The organism is Streptomyces sp. NPDC051576 (assembly GCF_040681835.1).
GTDB lineage: Bacteria > Actinomycetota > Actinomycetes > Streptomycetales > Streptomycetaceae > Streptomyces.
Map to the genome: position 1 here is coordinate 266,232 of NZ_JBFAZO010000013.1, position 24,922 is coordinate 291,153.

At 70.7% G+C, this 24,922-nt stretch carries 25 protein-coding genes; 16 read left to right on the forward strand and 9 right to left on the reverse strand.

Translation table 11 applies throughout. The features are described from left to right. Positions 1–138 precede the first annotated feature (138 nt). Both AB0M63_RS36630 and AB0M63_RS36635 read right to left on the reverse strand, forming a co-directional pair. Positions 139–1,518 (reverse strand): aspartate aminotransferase family protein, encoded by a 1,380-nt coding sequence (locus AB0M63_RS36630; RefSeq protein ID WP_356056766.1) that lies wholly within the window; start codon positions 1,516–1,518, stop codon positions 139–141. Beyond that, positions 1,503–2,018, reverse strand: coding sequence for an Lrp/AsnC family transcriptional regulator (locus AB0M63_RS36635; protein ID WP_355919314.1), 516 nt, complete (start codon positions 2,016–2,018; stop codon positions 1,503–1,505). Before AB0M63_RS36635 ends, AB0M63_RS36630 begins: the two co-directional genes overlap by 16 nt. A gap of 165 nt (positions 2,019–2,183) precedes the next feature. On the opposite strand from AB0M63_RS36635, the gene AB0M63_RS36640 reads away from it, so the two are divergent. Beyond that, positions 2,184–3,623, forward strand: coding sequence for a gamma-aminobutyraldehyde dehydrogenase (locus AB0M63_RS36640; RefSeq protein WP_366022390.1), 1,440 nt, complete (start codon positions 2,184–2,186; stop codon positions 3,621–3,623). Between the two features lie 393 nt (positions 3,624–4,016). Here AB0M63_RS36640 and AB0M63_RS36645 read toward each other — a convergent pair whose 3' ends face one another. Beyond that, positions 4,017–4,541: a hypothetical protein gene (locus AB0M63_RS36645; RefSeq protein WP_366022391.1), complete on the reverse strand. Its 525-nt coding sequence runs from the start codon at positions 4,539–4,541 to the stop codon at positions 4,017–4,019. Positions 4,542–4,663: 122 nt separating this feature from the next. On the opposite strand from AB0M63_RS36645, the gene AB0M63_RS36650 reads away from it, so the two are divergent. The 3 genes from AB0M63_RS36650 to AB0M63_RS36660 all read left to right on the forward strand — a co-directional run bounded on the left by AB0M63_RS36650 (position 4,664) and on the right by AB0M63_RS36660 (position 7,864). Next, the gene (locus tag AB0M63_RS36650) at positions 4,664–5,320 is read left to right on the forward strand and encodes a response regulator transcription factor (RefSeq protein ID WP_355919323.1); all 657 of its coding nucleotides are present in this window, start codon (positions 4,664–4,666) and stop codon (positions 5,318–5,320) included. Positions 5,321–5,328: 8 nt separating this feature from the next. Continuing rightward, complete coding sequence (locus tag AB0M63_RS36655) at positions 5,329–6,555, forward strand: ATP-binding protein (protein ID WP_366022392.1); 1,227 nt, start codon at positions 5,329–5,331, stop codon at positions 6,553–6,555. A gap of 109 nt (positions 6,556–6,664) precedes the next feature. Continuing rightward, entirely contained in the window at positions 6,665–7,864 is a 1,200-nt protein-coding gene (locus AB0M63_RS36660; RefSeq protein ID WP_366022394.1) for an extracellular solute-binding protein, read from the forward strand. Positions 7,865–7,920: 56 nt separating this feature from the next. On the opposite strand, the gene AB0M63_RS36665 is transcribed toward AB0M63_RS36660, so the two are convergent. Further along, positions 7,921–8,370, reverse strand: coding sequence for a MarR family transcriptional regulator (locus AB0M63_RS36665; RefSeq protein WP_355919332.1), 450 nt, complete (start codon positions 8,368–8,370; stop codon positions 7,921–7,923). Positions 8,371–8,475: 105 nt separating this feature from the next. Between AB0M63_RS36665 and AB0M63_RS36670 the strand changes: the two genes are divergently transcribed. The 7 genes from AB0M63_RS36670 (at position 8,476) to AB0M63_RS36700 (ending at position 13,854) form a co-directional block, all read left to right on the forward strand. Further along, positions 8,476–9,552: an ABC transporter permease gene (locus tag AB0M63_RS36670; protein ID WP_366022395.1), complete on the forward strand. Its 1,077-nt coding sequence runs from the start codon at positions 8,476–8,478 to the stop codon at positions 9,550–9,552. An 88-nt stretch (positions 9,553–9,640) separates the two neighbouring features. Further along, positions 9,641–11,062: a dihydrolipoyl dehydrogenase gene (gene lpdA / locus AB0M63_RS36675; protein ID WP_366022396.1), complete on the forward strand. Its 1,422-nt coding sequence runs from the start codon at positions 9,641–9,643 to the stop codon at positions 11,060–11,062. Positions 11,063–11,221: 159 nt separating this feature from the next. Continuing rightward, positions 11,222–11,593 carry a sortase-dependent protein gene (locus AB0M63_RS36680; protein WP_366022397.1) on the forward strand — a complete coding sequence of 124 codons (372 nt, stop codon included), beginning with the start codon at positions 11,222–11,224 and terminating at the stop codon, positions 11,591–11,593. Continuing rightward, positions 11,590–12,210: a class F sortase gene (locus AB0M63_RS36685; protein ID WP_366022398.1), complete on the forward strand. Its 621-nt coding sequence runs from the start codon at positions 11,590–11,592 to the stop codon at positions 12,208–12,210. The genes AB0M63_RS36680 and AB0M63_RS36685 overlap by 4 nt, the downstream gene beginning before the upstream one ends. 113 nt (positions 12,211–12,323) lie before the next feature. Beyond that, positions 12,324–12,815 (forward strand): RNA polymerase sigma factor, encoded by a 492-nt coding sequence (locus AB0M63_RS36690; protein WP_366022399.1) that lies wholly within the window; start codon positions 12,324–12,326, stop codon positions 12,813–12,815. Continuing rightward, positions 12,799–13,287, forward strand: coding sequence for a hypothetical protein (locus tag AB0M63_RS36695; RefSeq protein ID WP_366022400.1), 489 nt, complete (start codon positions 12,799–12,801; stop codon positions 13,285–13,287). Before AB0M63_RS36690 ends, AB0M63_RS36695 begins: the two co-directional genes overlap by 17 nt. Positions 13,288–13,329: 42 nt before the next feature. Next, a complete protein-coding gene (locus tag AB0M63_RS36700) occupies positions 13,330–13,854 on the forward strand; it encodes a hypothetical protein (protein WP_366022401.1) in 525 nt (174 codons plus the stop codon). On the opposite strand, the gene AB0M63_RS36705 is transcribed toward AB0M63_RS36700, so the two are convergent. Then, positions 13,847–15,001, reverse strand: a complete 1,155-nt coding sequence (locus AB0M63_RS36705; RefSeq protein WP_366022402.1) for a serine hydrolase domain-containing protein — start codon at positions 14,999–15,001, stop codon at positions 13,847–13,849. The two genes, AB0M63_RS36700 and AB0M63_RS36705, sit on opposite strands and share 8 nt — an antisense overlap. 268 nt (positions 15,002–15,269) lie before the next feature. Between AB0M63_RS36705 and AB0M63_RS36710 the strand changes: the two genes are divergently transcribed. Continuing rightward, positions 15,270–16,553, forward strand: a complete 1,284-nt coding sequence (locus AB0M63_RS36710) for an alginate lyase family protein (RefSeq protein ID WP_366022403.1) — start codon at positions 15,270–15,272, stop codon at positions 16,551–16,553. A gap of 23 nt (positions 16,554–16,576) precedes the next feature. Further along, on the forward strand, positions 16,577–18,769 hold the full coding sequence (locus tag AB0M63_RS36715) for a sigma-70 family RNA polymerase sigma factor (protein WP_366022404.1): 2,193 nt from the start codon (positions 16,577–16,579) through the stop codon (positions 18,767–18,769). On the opposite strand, the gene AB0M63_RS36720 is transcribed toward AB0M63_RS36715, so the two are convergent. Beyond that, on the reverse strand, positions 18,751–19,110 hold the full coding sequence (locus tag AB0M63_RS36720) for a helix-turn-helix domain-containing protein (RefSeq protein WP_366022406.1): 360 nt from the start codon (positions 19,108–19,110) through the stop codon (positions 18,751–18,753). The genes AB0M63_RS36715 and AB0M63_RS36720 overlap by 19 nt on opposite strands. 39 nt (positions 19,111–19,149) lie before the next feature. Here AB0M63_RS36720 and AB0M63_RS36725 point away from each other — a divergent pair, with 39 nt between their 5' ends. Then, positions 19,150–19,818 carry an NAD(P)-binding domain-containing protein gene (locus AB0M63_RS36725; protein ID WP_366022407.1) on the forward strand — a complete coding sequence of 223 codons (669 nt, stop codon included), beginning with the start codon at positions 19,150–19,152 and terminating at the stop codon, positions 19,816–19,818. Here the strand turns inward: AB0M63_RS36725 and AB0M63_RS36730 are convergent. Further along, the gene (locus tag AB0M63_RS36730; protein WP_366022409.1) at positions 19,802–20,488 is read right to left on the reverse strand and encodes a glycerophosphodiester phosphodiesterase; all 687 of its coding nucleotides are present in this window, start codon (positions 20,486–20,488) and stop codon (positions 19,802–19,804) included. The two genes, AB0M63_RS36725 and AB0M63_RS36730, sit on opposite strands and share 17 nt — an antisense overlap. A gap of 36 nt (positions 20,489–20,524) precedes the next feature. Further along, on the reverse strand, positions 20,525–21,592 hold the full coding sequence (locus AB0M63_RS36735; protein ID WP_366022411.1) for an adenosine deaminase: 1,068 nt from the start codon (positions 21,590–21,592) through the stop codon (positions 20,525–20,527). A gap of 199 nt (positions 21,593–21,791) precedes the next feature. On the opposite strand from AB0M63_RS36735, the gene AB0M63_RS36740 reads away from it, so the two are divergent. After that, positions 21,792–22,568: a DUF4190 domain-containing protein gene (locus AB0M63_RS36740; RefSeq protein ID WP_366022412.1), complete on the forward strand. Its 777-nt coding sequence runs from the start codon at positions 21,792–21,794 to the stop codon at positions 22,566–22,568. Here AB0M63_RS36740 and AB0M63_RS36745 read toward each other — a convergent pair. After that, positions 22,553–23,143 (reverse strand): NADAR family protein, encoded by a 591-nt coding sequence (locus AB0M63_RS36745; RefSeq protein ID WP_366022414.1) that lies wholly within the window; start codon positions 23,141–23,143, stop codon positions 22,553–22,555. The genes AB0M63_RS36740 and AB0M63_RS36745 overlap by 16 nt on opposite strands. Before the next feature lie 211 nt (positions 23,144–23,354). Here AB0M63_RS36745 and AB0M63_RS36750 point away from each other — a divergent pair, with 211 nt between their 5' ends. Then, the gene (locus AB0M63_RS36750; protein WP_355919379.1) at positions 23,355–24,890 is read left to right on the forward strand and encodes a gamma-aminobutyraldehyde dehydrogenase; all 1,536 of its coding nucleotides are present in this window, start codon (positions 23,355–23,357) and stop codon (positions 24,888–24,890) included. The last annotated feature ends 32 nt before the right edge of the window (positions 24,891–24,922 follow it).

Genomic DNA, 24,922 nt, shown 5'->3' on the forward strand with positions numbered 1-24,922 from the left:
AACGAGGACGGGGCCGATCGGTTACCAGGCACGCTAAGGAGCGGGGGACGTGACCCCGGACAGCACACGGCCCGGGGTGCACCCTTCCCACTCGTACGGGTGCACCCCGGGCCGTATAAACCGCTGAACTGCCGGAGGCTAGAGCTTGGTCCACGCCTCCGTCAGTACCTGGCGGACGATCGACTCGATCTCGTCGAAGGTCGACTGGTCGGAGATCAGCGGCGGCGACAGCTGGATGACCGGGTCACCGCGGTCGTCGGCACGGCAGTAGAGGCCGTACTCGAACAGCTTCTTGGAGACGAAGCCGTAGAGCACGCGCTCCGACTCCTCGTCGGTGAAGGTCTCCTTGGTGGCCTTGTCCTTGACCAGCTCGATGCCGTAGAAGAAGCCGTTGCCGCGGACGTCTCCGACGATCGGGAGGTCGTGCAGCTTCTGCAGGGTCTGCAGGAAGTTGGCCTCGTTGTCGAGGACGTGCTGGTTGAGGCCCTCGCGCTCGAAGATGTCGAGGTTGGCGAGGCCGACCGCCGCGGAGACCGGGTGGCCGCCGAAGGTGTAGCCGTGCAGGAAGGTGTTGTCGCCCTTGTAGAACGGCTCGGCCAGGCGGTCGGAGATGATGCAGGCGCCGATCGGGGAGTAGCCCGAGGTCATGCCCTTGGCGCAGGTGATCATGTCCGGTACGTAGTCGAACTTGTCGCAGGCGAACATCGTGCCCAGGCGGCCGAAGGCGCAGATGACCTCGTCGGAGACCAGGAGTACGTCGTACTGGTCGCAGATCTCGCGTACCCGCTGGAAGTAGCCGGGCGGCGGCGGGAAGCAGCCGCCGGCGTTCTGCACCGGCTCCAGGAAGACCGCGGCGACCGTCTCCGGGCCCTCGAAGAGGATCTGCTGCTCGATCTGGTCGGCGGCCCAGCGGCCGAAGGCCTCCGGATCGTCGCCGAACAGCGGGGCCCGGTAGATGTTGGTGTTGGGGACCTTGTGCGCACCCGGGACGAGCGGCTCGAACGGGGCCTTGAGGGCCGGGAGTCCGGTGATGGACAGGGCGCCCTGCGGGGTGCCGTGGTAGGCGACCGCGCGGGAGATCACCTTGTACTTGGTGGGCTTGCCCTGGAGCTTGAAGTACTGCTTGGCGAGCTTCCAGGCGGTCTCGACCGCCTCGCCGCCGCCGGTGGTGAAGAAGACCTTGTTCAGGTCACCGGGCGCGTGGTGGGCGAGACGCTCCGCCAGCTCGACGGCCTTCGGGTGGGCGTAGGACCAGATGGGGAAGAAGGCGAGTTCCTGCGCCTGCTTGGCCGCGGTCTCGGCCAGCTCGGCGCGGCCGTGACCGGCCTGGACCACGAACAGACCCGCGAGACCGTCGAGGTAGCGCTTGCCCTTGTCGTCGTAGATGTAGGTGCCCTCACCACGGACGATCGTGGGAACGGGCGCGTTCTCGTACGAGGACATGCGGGTGAAGTGCATCCACAGGTGGTCGTACGCGGTGCGGCTGAGGTCCTTGCTCACGGTTATCGGGTTCCCCACATGTAGGTCTGCTTCTTGAGCTTCAGATAGACGAAGCTCTCGGTGGAGCGCACTCCGGGCAGGGCCCGGATGCGTTTGTTGATGACGTCCAGCAGGTGGTCGTCGTCCTCGCAGACGATCTCGGCGAGGAGGTCGTACGAGCCCGCGGTCATCACCACGTACTCCACTTCCGGCATGGCCGTCAGCGCGTCCGCCACGTTCTCGACATCGCCCTCGACGTTGACACCGACCATCGCCTGCCTGCGGAAGCCCACGGTGAGCGGGTCCGTGACGGCGACGATCTGCATGACGCCCTGGTCGAGCAGCTTCTGGACGCGCTGGCGCACGGCCGCCTCGGAGAGGCCGACGGCCTTGCCGATGGCGGCGTACGGCCGGCGGCCGTCCTCCTGGAGCTGTTCGATGATGGCGAGGGAGACGGAATCCAGATGGGGAGTCCCGCTCCTGGACTCGCGGGAGTCCCTGTGTTCTGCGCTGCGACTGGCCACGGCTTCACTGTGCACGACGTCTCGACCGTTCCGCAAGGCCGCTTCGATGAAATTCGTTGTTTACGTGGCCAAGACTTGCGGATTTCGCAGCGCCGGTGCGATCGGGGGTGTTGAAAACGTGGGATCACGGATTACTGTGGGTGTCTCAGTCAATGGACACCCGAACTTGGAGGGCCGGCAGTGAGCACCGAGCTGCGTCGTCTGCGCAATTACATCGACGGTGAGTTCCGGGACGCCGCCGACGGACGGACCACCGAGGTGGTCAACCCGGCGACGGGGGAGGCGTACGCGACCGCGCCGCTGTCGGGGGCGGCGGACGTGGACGCCGCGATGACGGCGGCCGCGGCGGCCTTCCCGGCCTGGCGGGACGAGACCCCGGCCAAGCGGCAGAAGTATCTGCTGGACATCGCCGCCGCCTTCGAGGAGCGCGCCGAGGAACTGATCGCGGCCGAGGTGGAGAACACCGGCAAGCCGATCGGGCTCACCCGCTCCGAGGAAATCCCGCCGATGGTCGACCAGATCCGCTTCTTCGCGGGTGCGGCCCGGATGCTCGAAGGCCGTTCGGCCGGCGAGTACATGGAGGGCCTGACCTCCATCGTCCGGCGCGAGCCGATCGGCGTCTGCGCGCAGGTCGCGCCCTGGAACTACCCCATGATGATGGCCGTCTGGAAGTTCGCGCCCGCGCTCGCCGCCGGCAACACGGTCGTCCTCAAGCCCTCGGACACCACCCCCGCCTCCACCGTCCTGATCGCCGAGATCATCGGCTCGATCGTGCCCAAGGGCGTCTTCAACGTGGTGTGCGGCGACCGCGACACCGGCCGCGCGATGGTCGAGCACCACATCCCGGCGATGGCCTCCATCACCGGCTCGGTGCGGGCCGGCATGTCGGTCGCCGAGTCCGCGTCCAAGGACCTCAAGCGGGTCCACCTGGAGCTGGGCGGCAAGGCTCCCGTCGTGGTCTTCGAGGACACCGACATCGCCAAGGCCGTCGAGGACATCTCGGTCGCGGGCTTCTTCAACGCCGGGCAGGACTGTACGGCGGCGACGCGAGTCCTGGTCCAGGAGTCGATCCACGACGAGTTCGTGGCCGCGCTCGCGAAGGCGGCGGCCGAGACGAAGACCGGACAGCCGGACGACGAGGACGTGCTGTACGGCCCGTTGAACAACCCCAACCAGCTCAAGCAGGTGACCGGCTTCATCGAGCGGCTGCCCGCGCACGCGAAGGTGGAGTCCGGCGGCCACCGGGTCGGCGAGAAGGGCTACTTCTACGCCCCGACCGTCGTCTCCGGCCTCAAGCAGGACGACGAGATCATCCAGAATGAGGTGTTCGGGCCGGTCATCACCGTCCAGTCGTTCACGGACGAGACCCAGGCCATCGAGTGGGCCAACGGCGTCGACTACGCCCTCGCGTCCTCGGTGTGGACCAAGGACCACGCGCGCGCCATGCGGCTGTCCAAGTCCCTCGACTTCGGCTGCGTCTGGATCAACACCCACATCCCGCTGGTCGCGGAGATGCCGCACGGCGGCTTCAAGAAGTCCGGCTACGGCAAGGACCTTTCGGGGTACGGGTTCGAGGACTACACGCGGATCAAGCATGTGATGACTTCGCTCGACGGGTAGGCCTCCGGCGGTTGAGCGGGTTTTTGTGCGGCCCTGGGCGGGATGAACTTCCGTTCGGGGCCGCGGTGTTGTTCTGGCTGGACGGTCGGGCGTGTTCGTAGGTTTGGGGGGAGAGGGCGGTGTCGGCGTTTTGCGGGTGATGATGGCTTCTTTGTAGGGGTGGGCTCGACGGGTCGGCCTACGGCGCTTGGGCGGATGTGGGTGCGGCCCTGGACGGGATCGACTTCCGTCCGGGGCTGCGGTGTTGTCCCGGCTGGTTGGTCGGGTGTGTTCGGGGGAGGGCGGGGTCCGTGTTTGCCGGGTGCTCGGCGGGCCGGTCTTTGGCGGGTTTGGGTGCGGCCCCGGGCGGGATCGACTCCCGGCCGGGGCCGCTGTGTTCCCCCCTCGGGATGGTCAGGCGGGCTCGAAGGCTCGGGTGAGTGAGGGGAGTTCCGACGTGCCCTTGTGCTGGGTGATGCCGCCCTTGCCCGGAGTCGGCGGGGACGGCAGGTCGGCCGGGTTCGGGAAGGTGATGCCGGTCTTCTTCAGGATGGGGCCGCAGGCCTTGATGGCCTTCTGGTAACTGGACGACGTCGGGTCGAACTTCGCGCCCCGGCTGCTGATGTCCACGCGCAGCAGGATCCCGCCGTCCGGGCCCTTGGACGCGTGGAAGCCGGGGAAGACCGACACGCCCTGTGCGCGCATGCACCTGGCGAAGCGGGGGTTCGCCGCGTTGAGGTCGCCGGGGGCCTTCGAGGTCGGTGTGTACGCGACCGCGAAGGGCGGGCGCTTGCCTGTTTGGTGGGCAACAGTCGTGCCGGAGACGGCCGTTGAGTGGGACGCGGGCGCCGCCGACGCGCTGACGGTGCCGAGTGCGGCGGCCGACAGTACGGCGATCCCGAGGGCGAGCCGCTGCGGCCCGGTCGCCAGAGTGCGCATGGTTCCTCCTGGTGGTCGTGCGGGTGTCGCTGGACGGGATCCACACAACCGTCCGGGCGGTTACGCCACGGGAACGGCCGGCCTTATACCCGTGTAACCGCCCGCCCGCCACACTGAGCGCCATGCGTGTGCTGGTGGTCGAGGACCACGAAGAACTCGCCGAGACGGTGGCGGCCGGGCTGCGCCGCGAGGGCATGGCGGTCGACCTCGCCTTCGACGGTCCTACGGCCCTGGAGCGCGCGGAGATCAACGGCTACGACGTCGTCGTACTCGACCGCGATCTGCCCGGCGTCCACGGCGACCAGGTGTGCCGGACGCTCGCGGCGGGCGGCAGCCGGGCGCGGGTGCTGATGCTCACCGCGTCCGGGACCGTCGCCGACCGGGTCGCGGGGCTCGGGCTGGGCGCCGACGACTATCTGCCCAAGCCGTTCGCGTTCACCGAACTCGTCGCCCGGATAAGGGCGTTGGCCCGTCGTGCGCAGCCCGCGCTGCCGCCGGTGCTGGTGCGCGGCGAACTCCGGCTCGACCCGGCCCGCCGGGAAGCCACCCGGGCCGGCTGCCAACTGCCCCTCAGTCCCAAGGAGTTCGCCGTACTCGAACTGCTTCTCGGCGCGCAGGGGACGGTCGTGTCCACCGAGGAACTCCTGGAGCGGGCATGGGACGAGGCCGCCGACCCGTTCAGCCAGACCGTGAAGGTGACCGTCAGCAGGCTGCGGCGGAAACTGGGGGAGCCGCCGTTGGTCGAGACGGTGGACCGGGCCGGGTACCGCATCCGATGAGGGTGGGGATGAGGATGAGGGTGGGGGGCTTCCGGCGTCTGCGGGTGCGCGGGCCGCGTACGGTCAGGTGGCGCCTGACCCTGCTCTACAGCTCGCTGTTCGTGGTCGCCGGGGCGCTGCTCCTGGCGTTCACCTACCTCCTCTACGCGCACGACGGGTCCGGGCAGGTCGTCGGCACCGTCGAGGGCCCGCGGTCGGTGAGCGGGGTGCCCGGCACGGACCCCGCGCCGACCCTGACCGCCGTCGTCGCCGCCGTCCGCGAGGACCAGCGGCACCAACTCCTCGTCAAGGCATGCGTCGCGCTCGCGGTGATGGCGCTGGCCTCGCTCGCGCTGGGCTGGCTGATGGCCGGCCGGGTGCTGTCGCCGCTGCGGACGATGACGGCCTCGGCGCGCCGGATCTCCGCCGACAATCTGCACGAACGGCTCGCGGTGCCCGGCCCGGACGACGAGTTGAAGGCGATGGCGGACACCTTCGACGCCGTACTGGCAAGGCTGGAGGGCGCGTTCGAGGCGCAGAAGCAGTTCGTCGCCAACGCCTCGCACGAACTGCGCACCCCGCTCACGCTCCAGCAGGCCGTCGTGGACGTCACCCTCGCCGATCCGGACGCCTCGGCCCAGGTCCTGCGGGACGCGCTCGCGCGGGTACGGGCGGCCGGGCAGGAGCAGGAACGGCTGATCGAGGCGCTGTTGACGCTGGCGCGCAGCCAACAGGGGGCGGGGGAGCGGGAGTTCGTCGATCTCGCGGCGGTCGTGCGGGACCGGCTGCCGGAAGCGGACTCCGTCGACGGGGGCCCGCGTGTCGAGGCCCGGCTGGAATCCGCCCCGGTCCTCGGTGATCCACAGCTCATCGAGCGGCTCGTCGTCAACCTCACCGACAACGCCGCACGGCACAACCTCCCGGCGGGGGAGGAGAGTTGGGTGAGCGTGTGGACCGGGCTCGACGCGCTGGGCCGGTCCGGGCTGCGGATCGAGAACAGTGGTCCGGTGATCCCGGCCGACCAAGTGGCCGGACTCTTCGAGCCGTTCAGGAGACTGGGCGCGGAACGGATCGGCAGGAGGGACGGCCTCGGCCTCGGCATGTCCGTGGTGGCGGCGGTCGTAGCGGCGCACGGTGGCCGGGTGTGGGCGCGGACGCGTCCGGCGGGCGGGCTGGTGGTGGAGGTGAGTCTGCCCCGGTACGCCGCGAGGCCCTCCCCGGCAGGCGTCGCCCCGCCCCGCGCACATGTCGTGTGAACGGGCGGTTACTTCACAGACAACCGATCGACAAGGTGTCGGGTCCACGGGAGCGTGCTCGACGCAGCGTCCATTGATCGGACCGGGGTGGACGGGCCATGCTGCGCGGGTGCCCCAGACTCCGAAGGCTCCGAAGTCGTACCCGCCCTCCCGACGCTCCCTGCTGCGCGGGCTCGGCGGCACCGCCGCGCTCGGTGCCCTCGCCGGGTGCGGTGTGCCCGCCGCGTATGTGAAGGCGGGGGACCGGGCCGGTGCCGATCTGTCCGCCACGGACAAGCGGCTGACCTGGGCGAACTGGCCGCTGTACATCGATACCGATGACGACGACGAGACGAAGCGGCCCACGCTGGACGCCTTCGAGAAGCGCACCGGGATCTCCGTCGACTACATCGAGGAGATCAACGACAACGACGAGTTCTTCGGCAAGATCAGCCCGGCCCTCATGAACCACCAGCAGACCGGCCGCGACCTGATCGTCATGAGTGACTGGATGTGCGCGCGGTTCGTCCGCCTCGGCTGGGTCCAGCGGATGGACCGGGCCGCGCAGCCCAACGTGGCGAAGTACCTGGACCCGCAGCTCGGTTCGCCCGCCTTCGACCCGGGCCGCCGGTACACGGTGCCGTGGCAGTCGGGCATCACCGGCATCGCGTACAACCACCGCAAGCTGGGCCGCGAGATCCGTTCGGTCTCCGACCTGTGGGCGAGCGACCTCAAGGGCCGGGTCACCCTGCTCTCCGGCCTGGACGAGGCCTTCGCGCTGCTGATGCAGGGCAACGGCGTCGACATCACCAAGTGGACCGCCGCCGACTTCCACAGGGTGTGCGACCAGGTGCGGACGCAGATCAGCAGAAAGCAGATACGCCGCTTCACCGGCAACGACTACACCAAGGACCTCGTCAGCGGCGACGTCCTGGCCTGCCAGGCCTACTCCGGCGACGTCATCCAGCTCCAGGCCGACAACCCGGACATCCGCTTCGTCGTCCCCGAGCAGGGCGCCGAACTCTGGGCGGACTCCCTGATGATCCCCGACCTGGCCCGCCACAAGACCAACGCCGAAAAACTGATCGACTACTACTACGACCCCGAGGTCGCCGCCGAACTCGCCGCCTGGGTCAACTACGTCTGCCCCGTCCCCGCGGCCCAGGACGTCCTCGCCGCCTCCAAGGACAAGGACACGGCGGCCCTCGCCGAGAACCCCCTGATCTTCCCGGACACGACCATGCGCAAGCACCTCGCCATCGCGCGGGACATCACGTCGACGGAACGGGTGGAGTTCTCGAAGGAGTGGAACCAGATCGTGGGGTTGTAGGGGGCTGACGGTCCTCGTTCACGGCCCCCGGTCCTCACCCCCGCCCCCACCCCCCCTCACTCCTCCCCGCCCTCCATCGCCGACGGATTCAGCGAAGCCAACAGCTTCAGCAGCAGTGCGTGTGTCTGCTCCTGCTCCGCCGGTGTCAGCGCCCGGAGGGCTTCCGCGTGGGCCGCGTCCACCGTGTCCGAGGCCTCGGCCGCGAGGCGGATGCCGGCCTCGGTGGCGTGCAGGCGTTGCGTGCGGCGGTCGCCGGGGGTGGTGCGGCGCTCCAGCATGCCCCGTTCGACCAGGCCGTTGACCGCGGTGCCCATGGACTGCGGGGTGATCGCCGCCCGGCGGGCCGCGGTCGCGCTGGAGACCCCCGGGTCGAGGACGGCCTGCATCAGGGCCCGGTGCTGGGCGAGGGTCAGGCGGAGCGGGCGCAGGGCGCGCTCCATCCGGGCCGCCATGATCTGGCCGATCTGCCAGGCCACGTAGCCGGTACGGCGGTCGGGATGGTTCACGGAGAGGACCTCTTCTGCGGAGTGCTCACACGGGGCACCTTTGTAAGGCAGCTGATTGTGATGTACAAATATTATCAGTTGCCTTCTAATCTAGGACTGCATCCGATGTCCCAGCAAGTCGCCCCCGGAGCCACCCGACAGCCGCACAAGCACGCCCTGGACGTGGCCCATCCGCCGCCCGGCCCCGGAAACCTCCGTGCCGTCCTGCTCCCGGTGGCCGTCGTCCTGCTGATCGGCTCCGTGTTCGTCAGCGTCTACCTCGCCGCCTTCCACGCCCCGAGCCCCCATCAACTCCGCGTCGGCACAACGGAGATAGGTACGGCACAGGCCCACCTGAGCCAGGACCTGGAGCGCGTCGCCCCGGGCGGCTTCACCGTGGAGACCTACCCCGACGAGTCCGCCGCCCGGGACGCCGTACAGGACCGGGACGTCTACGCGGCCTACCTCGGCGACGGAAAGCTGCTCTACGGCAGCGCCAACGGAGCCTCCGTCACCGCGACCGTGACCACCGCCTTCGGCTCCGTGGCGCACGCGGAGAACCATGAACTCGCCGTAGAGGACGTGGCCCCGGCCGCAGCGGGCGACACCCGGGGCCTGTCCGTGTTCTACGCCGCCTTCGGGCTGGTCCTCGCCGGCTACCTCTTCGGCATGACCACCTACCAGCTCGCACCCCGGCTCCAGTACCGCTGGCGGATGGCCAGCCTGGTCCTGTTCGGGGTCGTGGGCGGACTCCTCATCGCCACCATCGCGGGCAGTACGGGCTTCGGCGCGCTGCCCGGCTCCTTCCTGCCCCTCGTGGCCGTGATCTCCCTCATGGGCGCCGCCGTCGCCGCCACGACCATGGTGCTGCTGCGGATCTTCGGCTCGGCCGGTGTCACCCTCGCCTCGATCCTCATGCTGATCCTCGGCAACAGCAGCAGCGGCGGCATCATGCCCGCGGCCTATCTGCCGGGCTGGCTGCGCCCGCTCTCGGAGATCCTGCCGGTCGGCGTCGGTGTCCGCGCGATGCAGGGCCTGTCCCGCTTCCAGAACGACGGCCTCGCCCGCGCCCTGGTGATCCTCCCGGTGTGGGTCCTCGGCGCTGTCCTCGTGCTGTACCTCAAGGACGTGTACCGGCGCGGGACTCCGAAGGTCGCCCCGGGCGAGCGGACCGCCCCGCAGCCCGAGCCCGCGACGGTCTGACCTCGCCGACGCGACTGCCATCCTGGAGGCGGTAGAGGATCACCGGAAGACGCTCGCCGTGGACTTCCCCCCGGGAAAGGATCTATCGATGGACCAGCAGGACGCGCAGGACGAACGCTTCGATGTCGTCGTACTCGGCGCGGGCCCCGGTGGCTATGTCGCCGCCGTCCGCGCGGCCCAACTCGGCAAGCGGGTCGCGGTGGTCGAGGAGAAGTACTGGGGCGGTGTCTGTCTCAACGTGGGCTGCATCCCGACCAAGGCACTTCTGCGCAACGCCGAGTTGGCGCACATCTTCACCCGCGAGGCGAAGACCTTCGGCATCAAGGTCGAGGGGGAGGTCTCCTTCGACTACGGCGAGGCGTTCCGCCGTAGCCGCCGGGTCGCGGACGGCCGGGTCAAGGGCGTCCACTACCTGATGAAGAAGAACAAGATCACGGAGATCGACGGCCGCGGCACCTTCCTCGACCCGCACACCCTCCAAGTGGCGGGCTACGACGGCGAGACGCGCACCGTCGGCTTCGAGCAGTGCGTCATCGCCACCGGCGCCACCCCCAGGCTGCTGCCCGGCACCAAGCGCAGCGCGCGGGTCGTGACGTACGAGGAGCAGATCCTCGCCGACGACCTCCCGCGGTCCATCGTGATCGCGGGCGCCGGCGCCATCGGCATCGAGTTCGCGTACGTGCTGCACAACTACGGCGTGAAGGTCACGATCGTCGAGTTCCTGGACCGTGTCGCGCCCCTGGAGGACGCCGAGGTCTCCGCCGAACTCGCCAAGCAGTACCGCAAGTTGGGCATCGACGTCCTCACCTCCACCCGTGTCGAGTCGATCGACGAGTCCGGCCCGCAGGTCCGCGTCACGGTCACCGGCAAGGACGGCGCCCAGCAAGTCCTGGAGGCCGACAAGGTGTTGCAGGCCATCGGCTTCGCGCCGAACGTCACCGGCTTCGGCCTGGAGAACACGGGCGTACGGCTGACCGAGCGCGGCGCGATCGACGTCGACGGCCGCTGCCGCACCTCCGTCCCGCACCTGTACGCCATCGGCGACGTCACCGCGAAGCTGATGCTCGCGCACGCCGCCGAGGCGATGGGCGTGATCGCCGCCGAGACCCTCGCGGACGCGGAGACCATGGAGCTGGACTACGCGATGATCCCGCGCGCCACCTACTGCCAGCCGCAGATCGCCAGCTTCGGCTACACCGAGGCGCAGGCGCGGGAGTTGGGCCACGACATCAAGGTCGCGAAGTTCCCCTTCACCGCGAACGGCAAGTCGCACGGCCTCGGCGACACCACCGGTTTCGTGAAGCTGATCAGTGACACGAAGTACGGCGAACTCCTCGGCGGCCACCTCATCGGCCCCGACGTCACCGAACTCCTTCCCGAACTCACCCTCGCCCAGCAGTGGGACCTCACCGTCCACGAGGTCGCCCGCAACGTGCACGCCCACCCGACCCTGGGCGAGGCGGTGAAGGAAGCGGTGCACGGCCTGGCCGGCCACATGATCAACATGTGAGCCCCCGCCCGACGGCGGTACCAGCCATCCGGCGACTTTGCCCGCTCTTTACAACCCGCCCTCCCGCTGCCTCGTCTCTCCGCTCGTCCGTAACCCGCCCCGCTGCCGGACCGTCCGACCATGGACCCCGGCGGGGCGGCCGACGAGAGAGAGCGATTCATGCGCCGAACTGTCCTCAGCGCCCTGGCACTTTCGTGCGGCGCCGTGCTGGCGAGCACCGTGCCCGCGTTCGCCGCGGGGGCGTCCGCGTCCCCCACCAGCGCCGCGACCGCGGCACCGACCCCGGCCGGCAGCGCCGACCCCACCAGCGACGCGAGCAGCGCGCCCAGCGCCGAGCCCAGCGCCGCACCGACCCGGGACAGCGGTCAGGTCTCCGTCGTCCCCAGCGGCGCCCCGGACACCGGTGTCGCGCCGGAGTCGAAGTCGTCCGGGGACCTGACGACCGGGCTGGTCGGCGGGGGAGCAGCCGCGGTGGCCATCGGCGGCGGTGCCCTCGTCGTCGTACGGCGTCGGAGGGCGACCGGGGTATGACCCCACTCTCCCGGCGCGCCTTCGTCACCGCGGCGACGGCGGCCCTGCTCGCCGGCTGCGGCGGCGGCCACGGGACCACCGCGACCGCGAACTCCCCTGAAAAGCAAGGGAGTTCGACACCCTCCGGGCAAACCGGCGCCAAGACGGCGCACGCCCTCGCGCGGTCCGTCCCGGTCACCCTGCGCATCCCGGCCATCGGGGTCGACACCCCGGTCATGGGGCTGGGGCTGGCCTCCGACGGCACCGTGCAGGTGCCGCCGATCGCCGCGCACGACCGGGCGGGCTGGTACCGGAACTCGCCGACCCCCGGCCAGCGGGGGCCGTCGGTGATCCTCGGGCATGTGACCGTCGGCGCCTACGGGGACGGGGTCTTCCGTCACCTCGCGCGGCTGCGCACGGGGGACCGGATCGAGGCGGGCCTGGAGAACGGCACGACGGCCACGTTCACCGTCACCGGGGTGCGCACGGTCGCCAAGGCCGACTTCCCGTCGGACCAGGTGTACGGCGACGTGAACCGGCCCGAGCTGCGGCTGATCACCTGCGGCGGGACCCGTACCGGTACGGGCTACCTCGACAACGTGATCGTCTTCGCCGCCCTGACCCCGGCGAGTCCCTGAGCACCACCTGAGTACCTACTGTGTCCGGGCCGGTGGAACGTACGCCGTCGGCCCGGACTCTTCCCCCACGAGCGCCCGCACGAGCGCACAGCACGTCACGACCATGGAGAGCGTTGAAACGGTCCCGCGAGAGGGCAGCGTCCGAGCTGTTCGCCGCCGTCTACCCGCGCCTCGCCGGCTGGTGCCGCCGACTCGTCGACGACGACGAGACGGCCCACGAGATCGCCTCCGAGGCGTTCACCCGGCTCTGGGCCCGCTGGACGAAGGTGGCGGAACCGCGCGGCTTCCTCTACGTCACCGCGGCCAATCTCGTCCGCGACCACTGGCGCAAACTGGAGCGCGAGCGCCGGGCCGTACGCCGTGTCACCACCGAGGAGGCGATCCGGCCGCCGACCGAGCAGACCGACCCGTCCGTACGGCTGCTGGTGCAGTCGCTGCCCGAACGGCTGCGCGTCCCGATCCTCCTGCACTACTACGCTGACATGCCGATCCGGGAGGTGTCCGTGCTGACCGGGCGCAAGGAAGGAACCATCAAGGCCGACCTCCACGCGGCCCGCGAACTGCTCCGTGACCATCTGAGGAGAAGCCTTGACCACACACTTTGACGAGGAGGACGAGGGCTTGGACGCCGACCGCCCCCTCGACGACCCCCTCACGGTCATCCTGCGCCCCTCCTCCTCCGCGTACCTCGGCCCGCCGGCCGGCCGCTACGAGTCGATCCGCCGCGGCGCGCACCGCCGCCGCCTGCTCCGCGCGGCCGTCGGCGCCGGCGCGACCTGCGCCGTGATCGTCCTCGCCACCCTCCCCTTCCGCCTGGCCGGACACGACTCACCGACGGCCCCCACGGTCCCGCTCGCCCCGCCCCCCGCCAGCAGCGGTCCTACGGCTTCGCCCACCCCGTCCGCGTCGACGGCACCCACGCCCAGCGCGCACCCGAGTTTCCCCGAGGCGTCCCGGGACCCGGGAGGCGCTGCCACCCCCACCACGGAACCGTCCATGGCCCCCACGGCATCGGCGTCGGCCGCACCGACGTCCCCAACCGCCGAACCCACGGATGGGCGGACCCGGGCACCGTAACAGGGTTTTGAACGCGTTCAAATGACGGCGTAAGCTGCCGCCATGAACGACAGAGCCGCCCTCCTGAAGGGCATCCGCGCCTGGCTGGTCCTGTTCGTCGTCTGTCTGGTGCTCAGCGGCGCCACGGCCTTTCCGCTGGTCCATGAACTCCGCTGGACCGAGGAGGCGTTGAGGTCCCTGTCCGTGCCGCACTACCTGCCCGCCCTGGCGGACTGGATCGCGCGGGTGCGAGAGGGACTCGACACCGCCGACACCGACTACCCCTTCCTCCTCTACGGCACGGACTGGCTGGCCTTCGCGCACCTCGTCATCGCCGTCGCCTTCTACGGCCCCTACCGGGACCCGGTCCGCAACATCTGGGTCGTCGAGTTCGGGATGATCGCCTGCGCCGGGATCATCCCGCTCGCCCTGATCTGCGGACCGGTCCGCGGGATCCCCTTCTGGTGGACGGTGATCGACATGTCCTTCGGGGTCGTCGGAGTCGTCCCGCTGTACGTCGTCCGGAGGAAGATCAAGCTCCTGGAAGCGGCGCTCGCGCCAACTCCCGCCCCCGTCCCGGCTACTTGAGTGCGGCCACCACGATCCGCTGGGCGACCGCGTTCATCGAATCGCCCTTCGCGTCCGTCGCGCCGACCGAGAAGACGAGGGTGCGGGAGAGATCGCGGGTGGCGGCGACCGCCGTACTGTAGCCGTACCGGGCACCGGACTTGAGCCAGTACACCCGGCCGCCGTACTCGAACCGCTGGAGCCCGGCACTGTAACTGGCGCCCTCGATGCCCGCCGGGACCGTGAACATCTCCTTCAACTGCGGGCCCGGCACGATCCGGCCCCGGAACAGTGCCGTGATCAGCCGCTCCAGGTCGGCGGTCGTCGAGATCATGTCGCCGGCCGCCCAGCGGTCCGACTGGTTCCAGTCGGTGACGTCCACGAACTCCGTTGTCCCGTCAGCCTGTTGGACCGCCTGGTAGCCGTGGTTGTGCGGGCCGCGGATACGCGGGTCGCTGCCGGGGAAGTACGTGTCCCGCATGCCCGCCGGGCGCAGCACCAGCCGGGTCGCCTCCGAGGCGTACGAGTGTCCCGTCACCTTCTCGATCAGCAGGCCGAGGATCGTGTAGTTGATGTTGAGGTAGTCCTGCCGCTCGCCCGGCCGGAACTCCGGTCCCTTCGCCACCGCCGACGCCACCACCTCCTTCGGCGTGAGCGTGTCGAAGCGGTGCGCGTACTGGTCCGCGAAGGCGTCCCCGAAGCCGTCGCCGGCCTGGATACCGCTCGTGTGGTTCAGCAACTGCCGTACGGAGACGGGCTCGAAGGCCTTGGTGAGCAGCCCCGGCAGGTAGTTCTGAACCGCTGTGTCCAGGTCGACCTTCCGCTGCGCCGCGAGTCGCAGCACGGTCGCCGCGGTCACGATCTTCGTCGTCGAACCGGCCCGGAAACGCGCGTCGGGGTCGGCGGCGGCACCGCTCGCCAGATCGTGCACCCCCGCACTGCCGCGCCAGATGCCGTCGGTGCCTCCCACCCGTACCAGAGCCGCCGTGGCATCGGCGTCCGGCAGCCCGGCGAGCGCGGCGCGCAGCGCGACGGCGTCCGGTCCGGCCGTCTCCCGCGCGACGGCCGCCGGGGACGCGGCGAACGCGGGCGCGGCCAGCGGTCCGGCCGCGAGCGCGAGGACGAGGGAGGTGGTGAGGACGGCGGTGGTGCGGTGGCGGGGGCGCATCGGCTTCTCCTGGGATCTCCGGTGACTGTCGGTGATCAGCCTCATCGCCCACGGCTGTCCGCGGATCGTCGGCGAGGAGGGTGCCCGCCCCTGATGCTGCCCCGATCAACTCCCGTACAGGACAAGGGTTTTACGGGGGAAGCCCCCTACGGGATCTGCGTCGCCGCGCTCCTCGCGCGGCGACCCGCGCGCAAAAACTGTTATCGCGGAAGCCCTCACTCCGTCTCCCTCTCCGTCCCCCGTCCTCTCACGCACCGGAGCCACCCACATGGCCACCAGCGCCCGCAAGCCCCTCAACAAACACCGCCTCACCCGCCGCGGCCTCTTCACCCTCGGCGGCGGAGTCGCGGCGGCGGGAGTAGTCGGCGGCGGGATCGCCGCGCTCTCCGGCGGTGGGGCCGACGCCGCGCAGCCGGGCGCGGTCATCGGTACCGCCACCGCGAGGCCGAAGGCCCTCGCGCACCCGGGCCTGCTGCACAACGCCGGAGACCTGCACCGCGCCAAGGTCCGCGTCGCCGCTGCCGACGACCCCTGGCTGAAGGGCTGGACGCGGCTCGTCAACAACCCGCACTCCGCGAGCACTTGGCAGCCCCGCCCGCAGGCCGTCGTCGTCCGCGGCGGCACCGGCCAGAACTACGGCGTCCTCTACAACGACATCCACGCCGCCTACCAGAACGCCCTGCGCCGGCAGATCGGCGGCACCGAGGCCAACGGCGACACCGCCGTCGCCATCCTCAACGCCTGGTCGGCCACCCTCACCGCGGTCAACGGCAACTCCGACCGCTTCCTGGCCGCGGGCATCTACGGCTACCAGTTCGCCAACGCCGCCGAACTCGTCCGCGACCACCCGGACTTCGAGTTCGCCCGCTTCAAGAACATGCTCCGCACGGTCTTCAAGCCGATGAACATCGACTTCCTGACCCACCACAACACCGCCAACATCACCAACTACTGGGCCAATTGGGACCTGTGCAACGTCGCCTCCCTCATGGCGACCGGCATCCTCTGCGACGACCGGGCCACCTTCCAGCGCGCGGTCACCTATATGAAGTCCGGTGCGGGCAACGGCTCGTTCAGGCACGCCATCCCCTTCGTCTACGGCGGCCAGAACCTCGCCCAGTGGCAGGAGAGCGGCCGCGACCAGGGCCACACCATGCTGGGCATGGGCCTCATGGGCGCGATCTGCGAGATGGCCTGGAACCAGGGCGTGGACCTCTACGGCTACCTCGACAACCGGTTCATGAAGGCGGCCGAGTACGTCGCCAAGTACAACCTCGGCGCGGCCGTGCCCTTCACGACGTACGCCTGGCGCAGCGGCCAGGGCACCGGCCGGGCCATGGAACAGCCGGTGATCTCCGACCTGGCCCGGGGCGACCTCCGCCCGGTCTGGGAGATCCTGCACAACCACTACGCCCGCAGGCGGCGCCTGGACACGCCGTTCATCACCCTCATGGCGGAGAAGGTCCGTGCGGAGGGCGGTGGCGGCGACTACGGCCCGAACAGCGGCGGTTACGACCAACTGGGCTTCGGGACGCTGCTGTACAGCAAGTGATGTCGGGGAGGGCGGGGAGCGACATGGACGGGCGGCAGTGGGGTTCCACCATCGCGGCGGCACAGGCCGGTGACCGGCGGGCGCTGGACGAACTGGTCGCGGGCTGGCTGCCGTTGGTCTACAACGTGGTCGGCCGCGCCCTCAACGGTCACGCGGACGTGGACGACGTGGTCCAGGAGACGATGCTGCGCGCCGTCGACCACCTCGGCTCGCTCCGTGACCCCGACAGCTTCCGGTCCTGGCTGGTGGCGATCGCCGTGCGCCAGATCCGGGACCGGGCCCGCCGCCGGAAGTCCCCCGACCAACTGCCCGACGGGCTACCGGCGGACGACGTCGACTTCGCCGAACTCACCGTGCTGCGGCTCCAGTTGGAGGGGCAGCGGCGCGAGGTCGCGGAGGCGGTGCGCTGGCTCGACGACGAGGACCGGCATCTGCTGTCCCTGTGGTGGCTGGAGGTGGCCGGCGAACTCACCCGCCGCGAACTGGCGTCGGCCCTCGGCATCAGCCGCCAGCACGCGGCGGTCCGCGTCCAGCGGATGAAGGAACGCCTGGAGACCGCCCGAGGCGTCGTCCGTGCCCTCGACGGCGCCTGCCCCGACCTCCACGACCTCACCGCCCGCCGGAACGGCCGCCGCGACTCCGTCTGGCGCAAACGCCTCGCCCGCCACCTCCGCGGCTGCGCCCACTGCGGCGACCCCCGCGACTCCGTCGTACCCGCGGAACGCCTCCTCGCCGGCATCGCCCTCGTCCCCCTGCCGATCGGCTTCACCCTGTCACTGGCCTTCGGCGCGAAGACGGCGGCGGCAGCGGCGGGGCTGGCGGGAGCGGCCTTCGCGGCGGGGGGCTCCGCCGGGGCGACGGGGATGACTGGCGCGGTGGGCGCGGTGGGCGCTGCCGGTTTCGCGGGTTCGGCGGGGGCAGTTGGGGCGGCGGGGTCACTGGGGTCGGCGGGTGCGGCCGGGGCTGCTGGCTGGGCGGGGGCGGGAGGAGCGGCGGGTTTCGCTGGTTCGGCCGGGATCGCTGGTTCGGTCGGTGCTGCGGGGGCTGCCGGCGGTGCGGGTGCGGGAGGGGCGGCGGGTGTCGCGGGTTCGGCGGGGGTCGCAGGTGTTTCGGGTGTCGCAGGTTCGGTGGGAGCCTCTGGGGCGGCGGGCCCGGCCGGGATCGCGGGTTCCGCCGGTGCTGCGGGAGCTGTCGGTGGGGCGGGTGCGGGAGGGGCGGCGGGTGTTGCGGGTTCGGCCGGGGTCGCAGGTGTTTCGGGTGTCGCAGGTTCGGTGGGAGCCTCCGGAGCGGCGGGGTCCGCCGGGATCGCGGGTTCGGCCGGGGCTGTCGGTGGGGCGGGTTCGGCCGGGGCCTCGGGGGCGGCGGTGCCACTGGGGTGGTCGGCCAAGGTGGTGGGGCTGTTGACCAAGCCCGTCATCGCCGTGACGGCGGGCGCGACGATCGCGGCGGGCGGTGTCTACGTCGCCACCCAGAACCCCGGCGACCCACCCCCGAAGGCACTCGCCCCCACGGCAGCGGCAAGCACTCCCCACCTCCCGCCCACCACAGCACCCTCCCCGTCCGCACCCCCCTCGAAGACGACCACCGCCCTCTACGGCTCGGTCGTCGACGCCGTGGACAAGGCGCCGAACCCGAACACCCCGCCCGTCGCCCTCCCGCACCGCCCCGCCTCCGGCGTGACCAGCACGGGCGGCGCGCACGCCACCATGAACCATCGCGGGGACAACGTGACGCTCAGCGGCCAGGGTTACGTCCTCGTGCGCTGGCAGATCTCGCCGCAGACCCGCGCAGGCAACCTGGTCATGCCGAGCTGGACCGCCCTCAAGGGCAAGCTCTTCCACGTGGCCTCGGGCGGCGGCCGCCGTATGGACGACCCGGTCAGCACCACCGACACCACCGCCACCGGCATGGGCAGCACGGCCACCGGCTACGAGATCCTGCCCAGCGGCACCCAGCAGATGTGGCAGAACGAGTACTTCTACCTCGACGGCAGCGTCACCCTCACCGTCAACGAACGCGGCGCCGACTACGGCCTCAACGTCTTCCCCACCACGTGGGACGCGGTCGAGCAGGACCTCACCACCGGCCCCGCCCAGGGCGCCATCCGCTACGGCCTGACCCGTGACACCGGCAGGGACGACACCCCGGTCCCGCAGTACGCCACCCGCACCGCCCCGACCGACCCGGCGACGGTGGCTCAGGACTCCCGGGTGTAGGCGTCCTGCGCGGCCATGACCTCGTCGCCGTGCTCGAAGGCCCAGGCCCCGAACGTGTCGATCGGATCGAGCAACGTCCGTCCCAGCGCGGTGAGTTCGTACTCCACCCGGGGCGGCGAACCACCGTAGGACCGCCGCTCCACGAGCCCGTTGAACTCCAGCCGGCGCAGGGTCTGAGTCAGCACCTTCTGACTGATCCCGCCGATTTGCCCGCGCAGCGCGCCCGGCCGTCGCGGGCCGTGCCGCAGGGCCCACAGCACCACACAGTTCCAGGTGTTGCCCAGCAGGTCGAAGGCGAGCCGGGCCCGGCAGTCGGCGAGAAACATCCGCTCGGAGGTCACGCACCACATGGTGCCCGAGCCGCTTCCTACTGTCGTGGCATGCGAATTGGAATTCTCGGCACGGGCGGAATGGCGGACGCGCTCGGCGCGCAGTGGATCAGGGCGGGGCATGAAGTGCTGTTCGGCGGACGGGACTTGGGGCGGGCGGAGGTGCTCGCGCGGCGGTGGAGCGGGCGCTTCGGCACGCTTCGTGAGGCAGCCGGGTTCGGTACTGATGCCGTGCTGATGGCCTTGCCTTGGGCGGCGGCCGTGGAAGTGGCTCGGCAACTCCCGCTGCACGGAAGGGTGTTGATCGACTGCACGAACCCGGTGGGTGAGGGCTTCCGTCTGCTCACCGCGGGCGGACCCGCAGCCGCCGAACGACTCGCTGCCGCCGCCGGCCCCGGCGCCCACGTCGTCAAGGCGTTCAACCTCTGCCACGAGGACGTCTGGCGCCTGACACCCCCGGTGTTCGACGGCCGCCCCCTGGGCGTCCCGCTGAGCGGTGACGACGCGGAAGCCCTCGCGGTCGTAGGGCAGTTGGTGCGGGATCTGGGCTGTGAGCCGTTCGCGGCGGGGGAGTTGGAGCAGGGCGCCGGACTGCTGGAGGCGACCGCCGCGCTGCTGATCCGGTTGTGGGTGGGGGAGGGGGTGGATGCCCGATCCATCGCCCCGCCGGTGGAGTCGGCGGGGCCGCGAGCGCCGGGCGTCCTCAGCCGTCCTTCCTGAGCCCGCACAGCACGTCGACCCGGTTGGTGGTGATCGAGTCGACGCCCATGTCGAGGAGGCGGCGCATCGAGCGGCGGGTGTCCGGGGTCCAGACCGAGACGAGATATCCGTCCCGGTGGATGTGTGCGGTGAGGTCCCGGTCCATCAGTGTGAAGCGGTAGTTGAGCCAGCGCGGCCGTACCGCGTCGAGCAGCGCGGGCCGCGGCGGTGCGAGCGAGGTCCAGGTCATGGCGATCTCGGCGGCGGGGTCGGCGGCGCGTACCGCGAGCATCACATCGGCGCCCGCGCAGTAGTACACCCGGTCCGCCGCCCCGTACTCGCGGATCACGTCCACGATCCGGCGCACCGCCCGCGGATCGGCGGCACCGGGCAGGTCGACCATGACCCGGCTGCCCTCGGTCGCGGCCAGCGCCTCCACCAGCGTCGGCATCCCGCCGGCCGTGAGCCCGCGCACCTCGTCCGCCGACAGCGACTTCAGCGGCCGCTCCAGCTCCCACAGCCGCGTCAGCGTCTCGTCGTGTAGCAGCACGGGCACACCGTCACGGGTCACCCGTACGTCGAACTCGACCGCGTCCGCGCCCTGTTCGAGCGCGGAACGCAGCGAGTCGATGGTGTTCTCACGGACGCGGTAGGGGTCGCCGCGATGTCCCACGGCGGTCACGTTCTGCATGAGGCCATTGTGCTGGGGAGCAGGGGGCGCCGGGTATCAGGGGGCGAGCCATGCCGAGGTGTACGTGTCGATCTCGGCGTTGATCCGGGCCTTGCCCGCCGGGTCGAGGAAGGAGGCCGTCACGGCGTTCTTGGCCAGGTCGGCGACACCGCGTTCGTCGAGGTCGAGGAGGCGGGCGGCGACCGCGTACTCGTTGTTGAGGTCGGTGCCGAACATCGGCGGGTCGTCGGAGTTGATCGTCACCAGGACCCCGGCCCGGGTGAACTCCTTGATCGGGTGCTCGTCGAGTGTGCGGACCGCGCGGGTGGCGATGTTGGAGGTCGGGCAGACCTCCAGCGCGATGCCGTGCTCGGCCAGATGCGCGAGCAGCTCGGGATCCCGCGCGGAACTGGTGCCGTGTCCGATGCGCTCGGCACGCAGCTCGTTCAGCGCGTCCCACACCGTCTCGGGCCCGGTGGTCTCCCCGGCGTGCGGCACGGAGTGCAGCCCGGCCGCGATCGCCCGGTCGAAGTACGGCTTGAACTGCGGCCGGGGCACCCCGATCTCCGGCCCGCCGAGCCCGAACGACACCAGCCCCTCGGGCCGCACCCCGTCCTCGGTGGCGAGCCGCGCGGTCTCCTCGGCGGCCTCAAGACCGGCCTCGCCGGGAATGTCGAAGCACCACCGCAGGACGGTCCCGAACTCCGCCTCGGCCGCCTTGCGGGCGTCCTCGATCGCGTCCATGAAGGCCCGCTCGTCGATCCCGCGCCGGGTCGAGGAGAACGGCGTGATGGTCAACTCGGCGTACCGCACCTGTTGCCGGGCCAGGTCCCGGGCCACCTCGTACGTCAGCAGCCGTACGTCCTCCGGCGTGCGGATCAGATCCACGACGGACAGGTATACGTCGATGAAGTGCGCGAAGTCCGTGAAGCTGAAGTAGTCGACCAGGGCCTCGGGGTCGGTGGGCACCTTGGAGTCGGAGTGGCGGGCGGCCAGTTCCGACACGATCCGCGGGGAGGCGGAGCCGACGTGGTGGACATGCAGCTCGGCCTTGGGCAGCCCGGCGATGAAGGCATGCAGATCGCGGGTCTGGCCGACGGCGGGTACGGCGCTGAGGTCGGACAAGGTTGCTCCCCGGAACGGCGCCCCGGGCAGTGCCGTACGGGACGCGGGTGATCGGCTGATCGATGACTCGGGATCATCGTAGGCCGGGGGGTCGGCGCGGCGACGGGGGCATCCGGGTCGGAAATGGGGGGCGGAGCCGGCGTAGGAACGCTCTAGCATGGTCGGGCCGAAGAACGACCGAGGGGGACGGGGACGGGACATGGGGGACCAGACACAGCCGGACGACGGCGTGGGAGCGAACAACGATCCGTGGGCGCCGCCTGAGAGCAGGCCGTCGCTGGAGAAGGGCACACGGCCGCCCGCGCCCGGGGCGCAGCCGTATCCGCCCGCTCCGGGACAGCAGCCGCATCCGCAAGACCAGCCGCCCGCCGCGGCCCAGCAGCCTCCGCCGCAGCCGTCGTCCGTGCACTACCAGCCCACCATGACCGCCATGCCGTCCGACGGCTTCACCCCGCCCGCATCCGGCGCCCCCGGTTACGGTCAGCCCGGCACACCCCCCGGCCTGCCCAGCTACGGCGCCCCCAACTACGGCCCGCCCAACGGCCCCGGAATGCCGGGCGGCCCGGGGATGCCCGGCGGCTACGGCTACCCCGGCTACCCGCAGGGCTACGGCTGGCCCGGTATGCCGATGGCCCCGCAGAACAACATGGGCACCGCGGCGATGGTGCTCGGCATCCTGTCCTGCTGCCTCTTCTGCGTCTACGGCGTGGTCTCGCTGGGCCTCGGCATCACCGCGATCATCCTCGGCGTCAAGGGCAAGAAGCGGGCCGACCGGGGCGAGGCCACCAACCGGGGCCAGGCCCAGGCAGGTCTGATCACGGGCATCGTCGGGACCGTCCTCGGCGTGATCACGGCCACCGTGATGATCATCGCCATCGTCTTCGCCGTCGAACACGACAACAACGACACGACGGACTCCGACCCCTACTACAACTCCGCCCCCAGCCTGACGGCACCGGTTCAGCCCGTGGTCTGACCCCGCAGCCGCTCCCGCGCGGCCATCAACGCGAACCCCAGCAGATTCGGGCCCCGCCACCGCGCGGGGTCCTGTGCCGCCTCGTCGTCCGCCGCCAGACCGATGCCCCACACCCGGTCCACCGGGCTCGCCTCGACCAGCACCCGGTCACCGGTACCCAGCAGATACGCCCGCAGCTCCGCGTCCGCCGCGAACTTGTGGACGCTCCCCTCGACGACGATCCCGAACCGCTCCCGGGCCCAGGTCTCCTCGTCGAAGCCCCGCACCAGGCGCCCCGCCTTCTTGGCCACGGAAGGATGACCCGCGGCCAGCACCCGCGCCTCCGCCTCCGCGTCACCGAAGAGTCGCGCCTTGCCCGCCATCATCCAGTGCTCGGCGGTCGCATATGTCACCCCCGCCACGGTGAACGGCGACGGCCACCACTGGCTCAGACAGCTCGCGCCCACGCGTCCGTCCGGGCGCGGCCGGTGGCCCCAGAAGTGCAGATATTTGACCTTGGTCCCCGCGCGCACTTCCCTGATCAGGGCTTCCTGCGAATCGATCGCTCCGGCGAGCTTCCCCGTGATCTTCTCCATGCACGCGAGTCTTGCAGGCACCACTGACACTCCGTCCCCCCTTTTCCATCCGGACTCGACACCTGGTCGACAGATTCCGTCGCGTAACCAAAAGGCAACAACGGAATCACTTGTTGGAGTCCCTTTGCTCTGTCAGGATCAGCACTCAAATCGAGCTGGAGCTACGCCACCCGCCAGCGGACGAAGCGGGGCGAAGGCGGAGGAGAGCGACATGCACAACCCGGGCAACGCCACCCCGGAACGATTCCCCGCACAGGAGTACTTCGCGGACGGCGCGCAGTTCATCGCGGGCCGCCTGACCAAGGGCACCTCGGGCCGTACCCACGCGGTCGTCGACCCGGCCACCGGTGAGGACGTCTACACGTACGAGCTGGCCGGTACGGCGGACGTGGACGCGGCCGTGGCCGCCGCCCGCGCCGCCTTCCCGGGCTGGTCGGGTGCCACGCCCGGCGAGCGCTCCGACGCGCTGCACCGCTTCGCCGCCGTGCTCGCCGAGCGCGCGGACGACTTCGCCCGCGCGGAGTCGCTCCAGTGCGGCAAGCCGCTCAAGCTGACCCGCGAGTTCGACGTCCCCGGGACGATCGACAACACCGCCTTCTTCGCCGGTGCCGCACGGCATCTGCAGGGGCAGTCCGCCGGTGAGTACTCCGGCGACCACACGTCGTACGTACGCCGTGAACCCATCGGTGTCGTCGGCTCCATCGCGCCCTGGAACTATCCCCTCCAGATGGCCGCCTGGAAGATCCTCCCGGCGATCGCCGCGGGCAACACGATCGTGCTGAAGCCCGCCGAGCTGACCCCGCTCACCTCGCTGATGTTCGCGCAGGCCGCCACCGAGGCCGGCATCCCGGACGGTGTCATCAACATCATCACCGGCACTGGGAAGGAGGCCGGTGAGCATCTCGTCGGTCACCCCGACGTGGCCATGACCTCCTTCACCGGCTCCACCGCCGTCGGCAAGCGCGTCGCCGAGATCGCCACCGCCACCGTCAAGCGCCTCCACCTGGAGCTGGGCGGCAAGGCACCCTTCGTGGTCTTCGACGACGCCGACCTCGAAGCCGCCGTCCATGGCGCCGTCGCCGGTTCGCTGATCAACACCGGGCAGGACTGCACGGCCGCCACGCGCGCGTACGTGCAGCGGCCCCTGTACGACGCGTTCGTCCAGAAGACCGCCGCCCTCATGGCGGGCGTCCGGGTCGGCGACCCCTTCGCCCCCGGCACCGACCTCGGGCCGCTGATCTCGCACGTCCAGCGCGACCGCGTCGCCGCCTTCGTCGACCGGGCGCGTGGCTACGCGCGCGTGGTGACCGGCGGCGAGGCTCCTCAGGGAGATCTCAAGAACGGCGCCTACTATCGGCCCACCCTGGTCGCGGACGCCGCCCAGGACAGCGAGATCGTGCAGTCCGAGCTGTTCGGGCCGGTGCTCGTCGTGCTGCCCTTCGACAGCGACGACGAGGGCATCGCGCTCGCCAACGACACCCCGTACGGCCTCGCCGCCTCCGCGTGGACCCGGGACGTCTACCGGGCGAACCGCGCCACCCGCGAGATCAAGGCGGGCTGTGTGTGGGTCAACGACCACATCCCGATCATCAGCGAGATGCCGCACGGCGGCTACAAGGCGTCCGGCTTCGGCAAGGACATGTCCGCCTACTCGTTCGAGGAGTACACCCAGATCAAGCACGTCATGTTCGACAACACCGCGGTCGCCGCGAAGGACTGGCACCGCACGATCTTCGGGGACCGATAGCAGCAGCAGGCCGCACGACCCGCGGCCGTTCT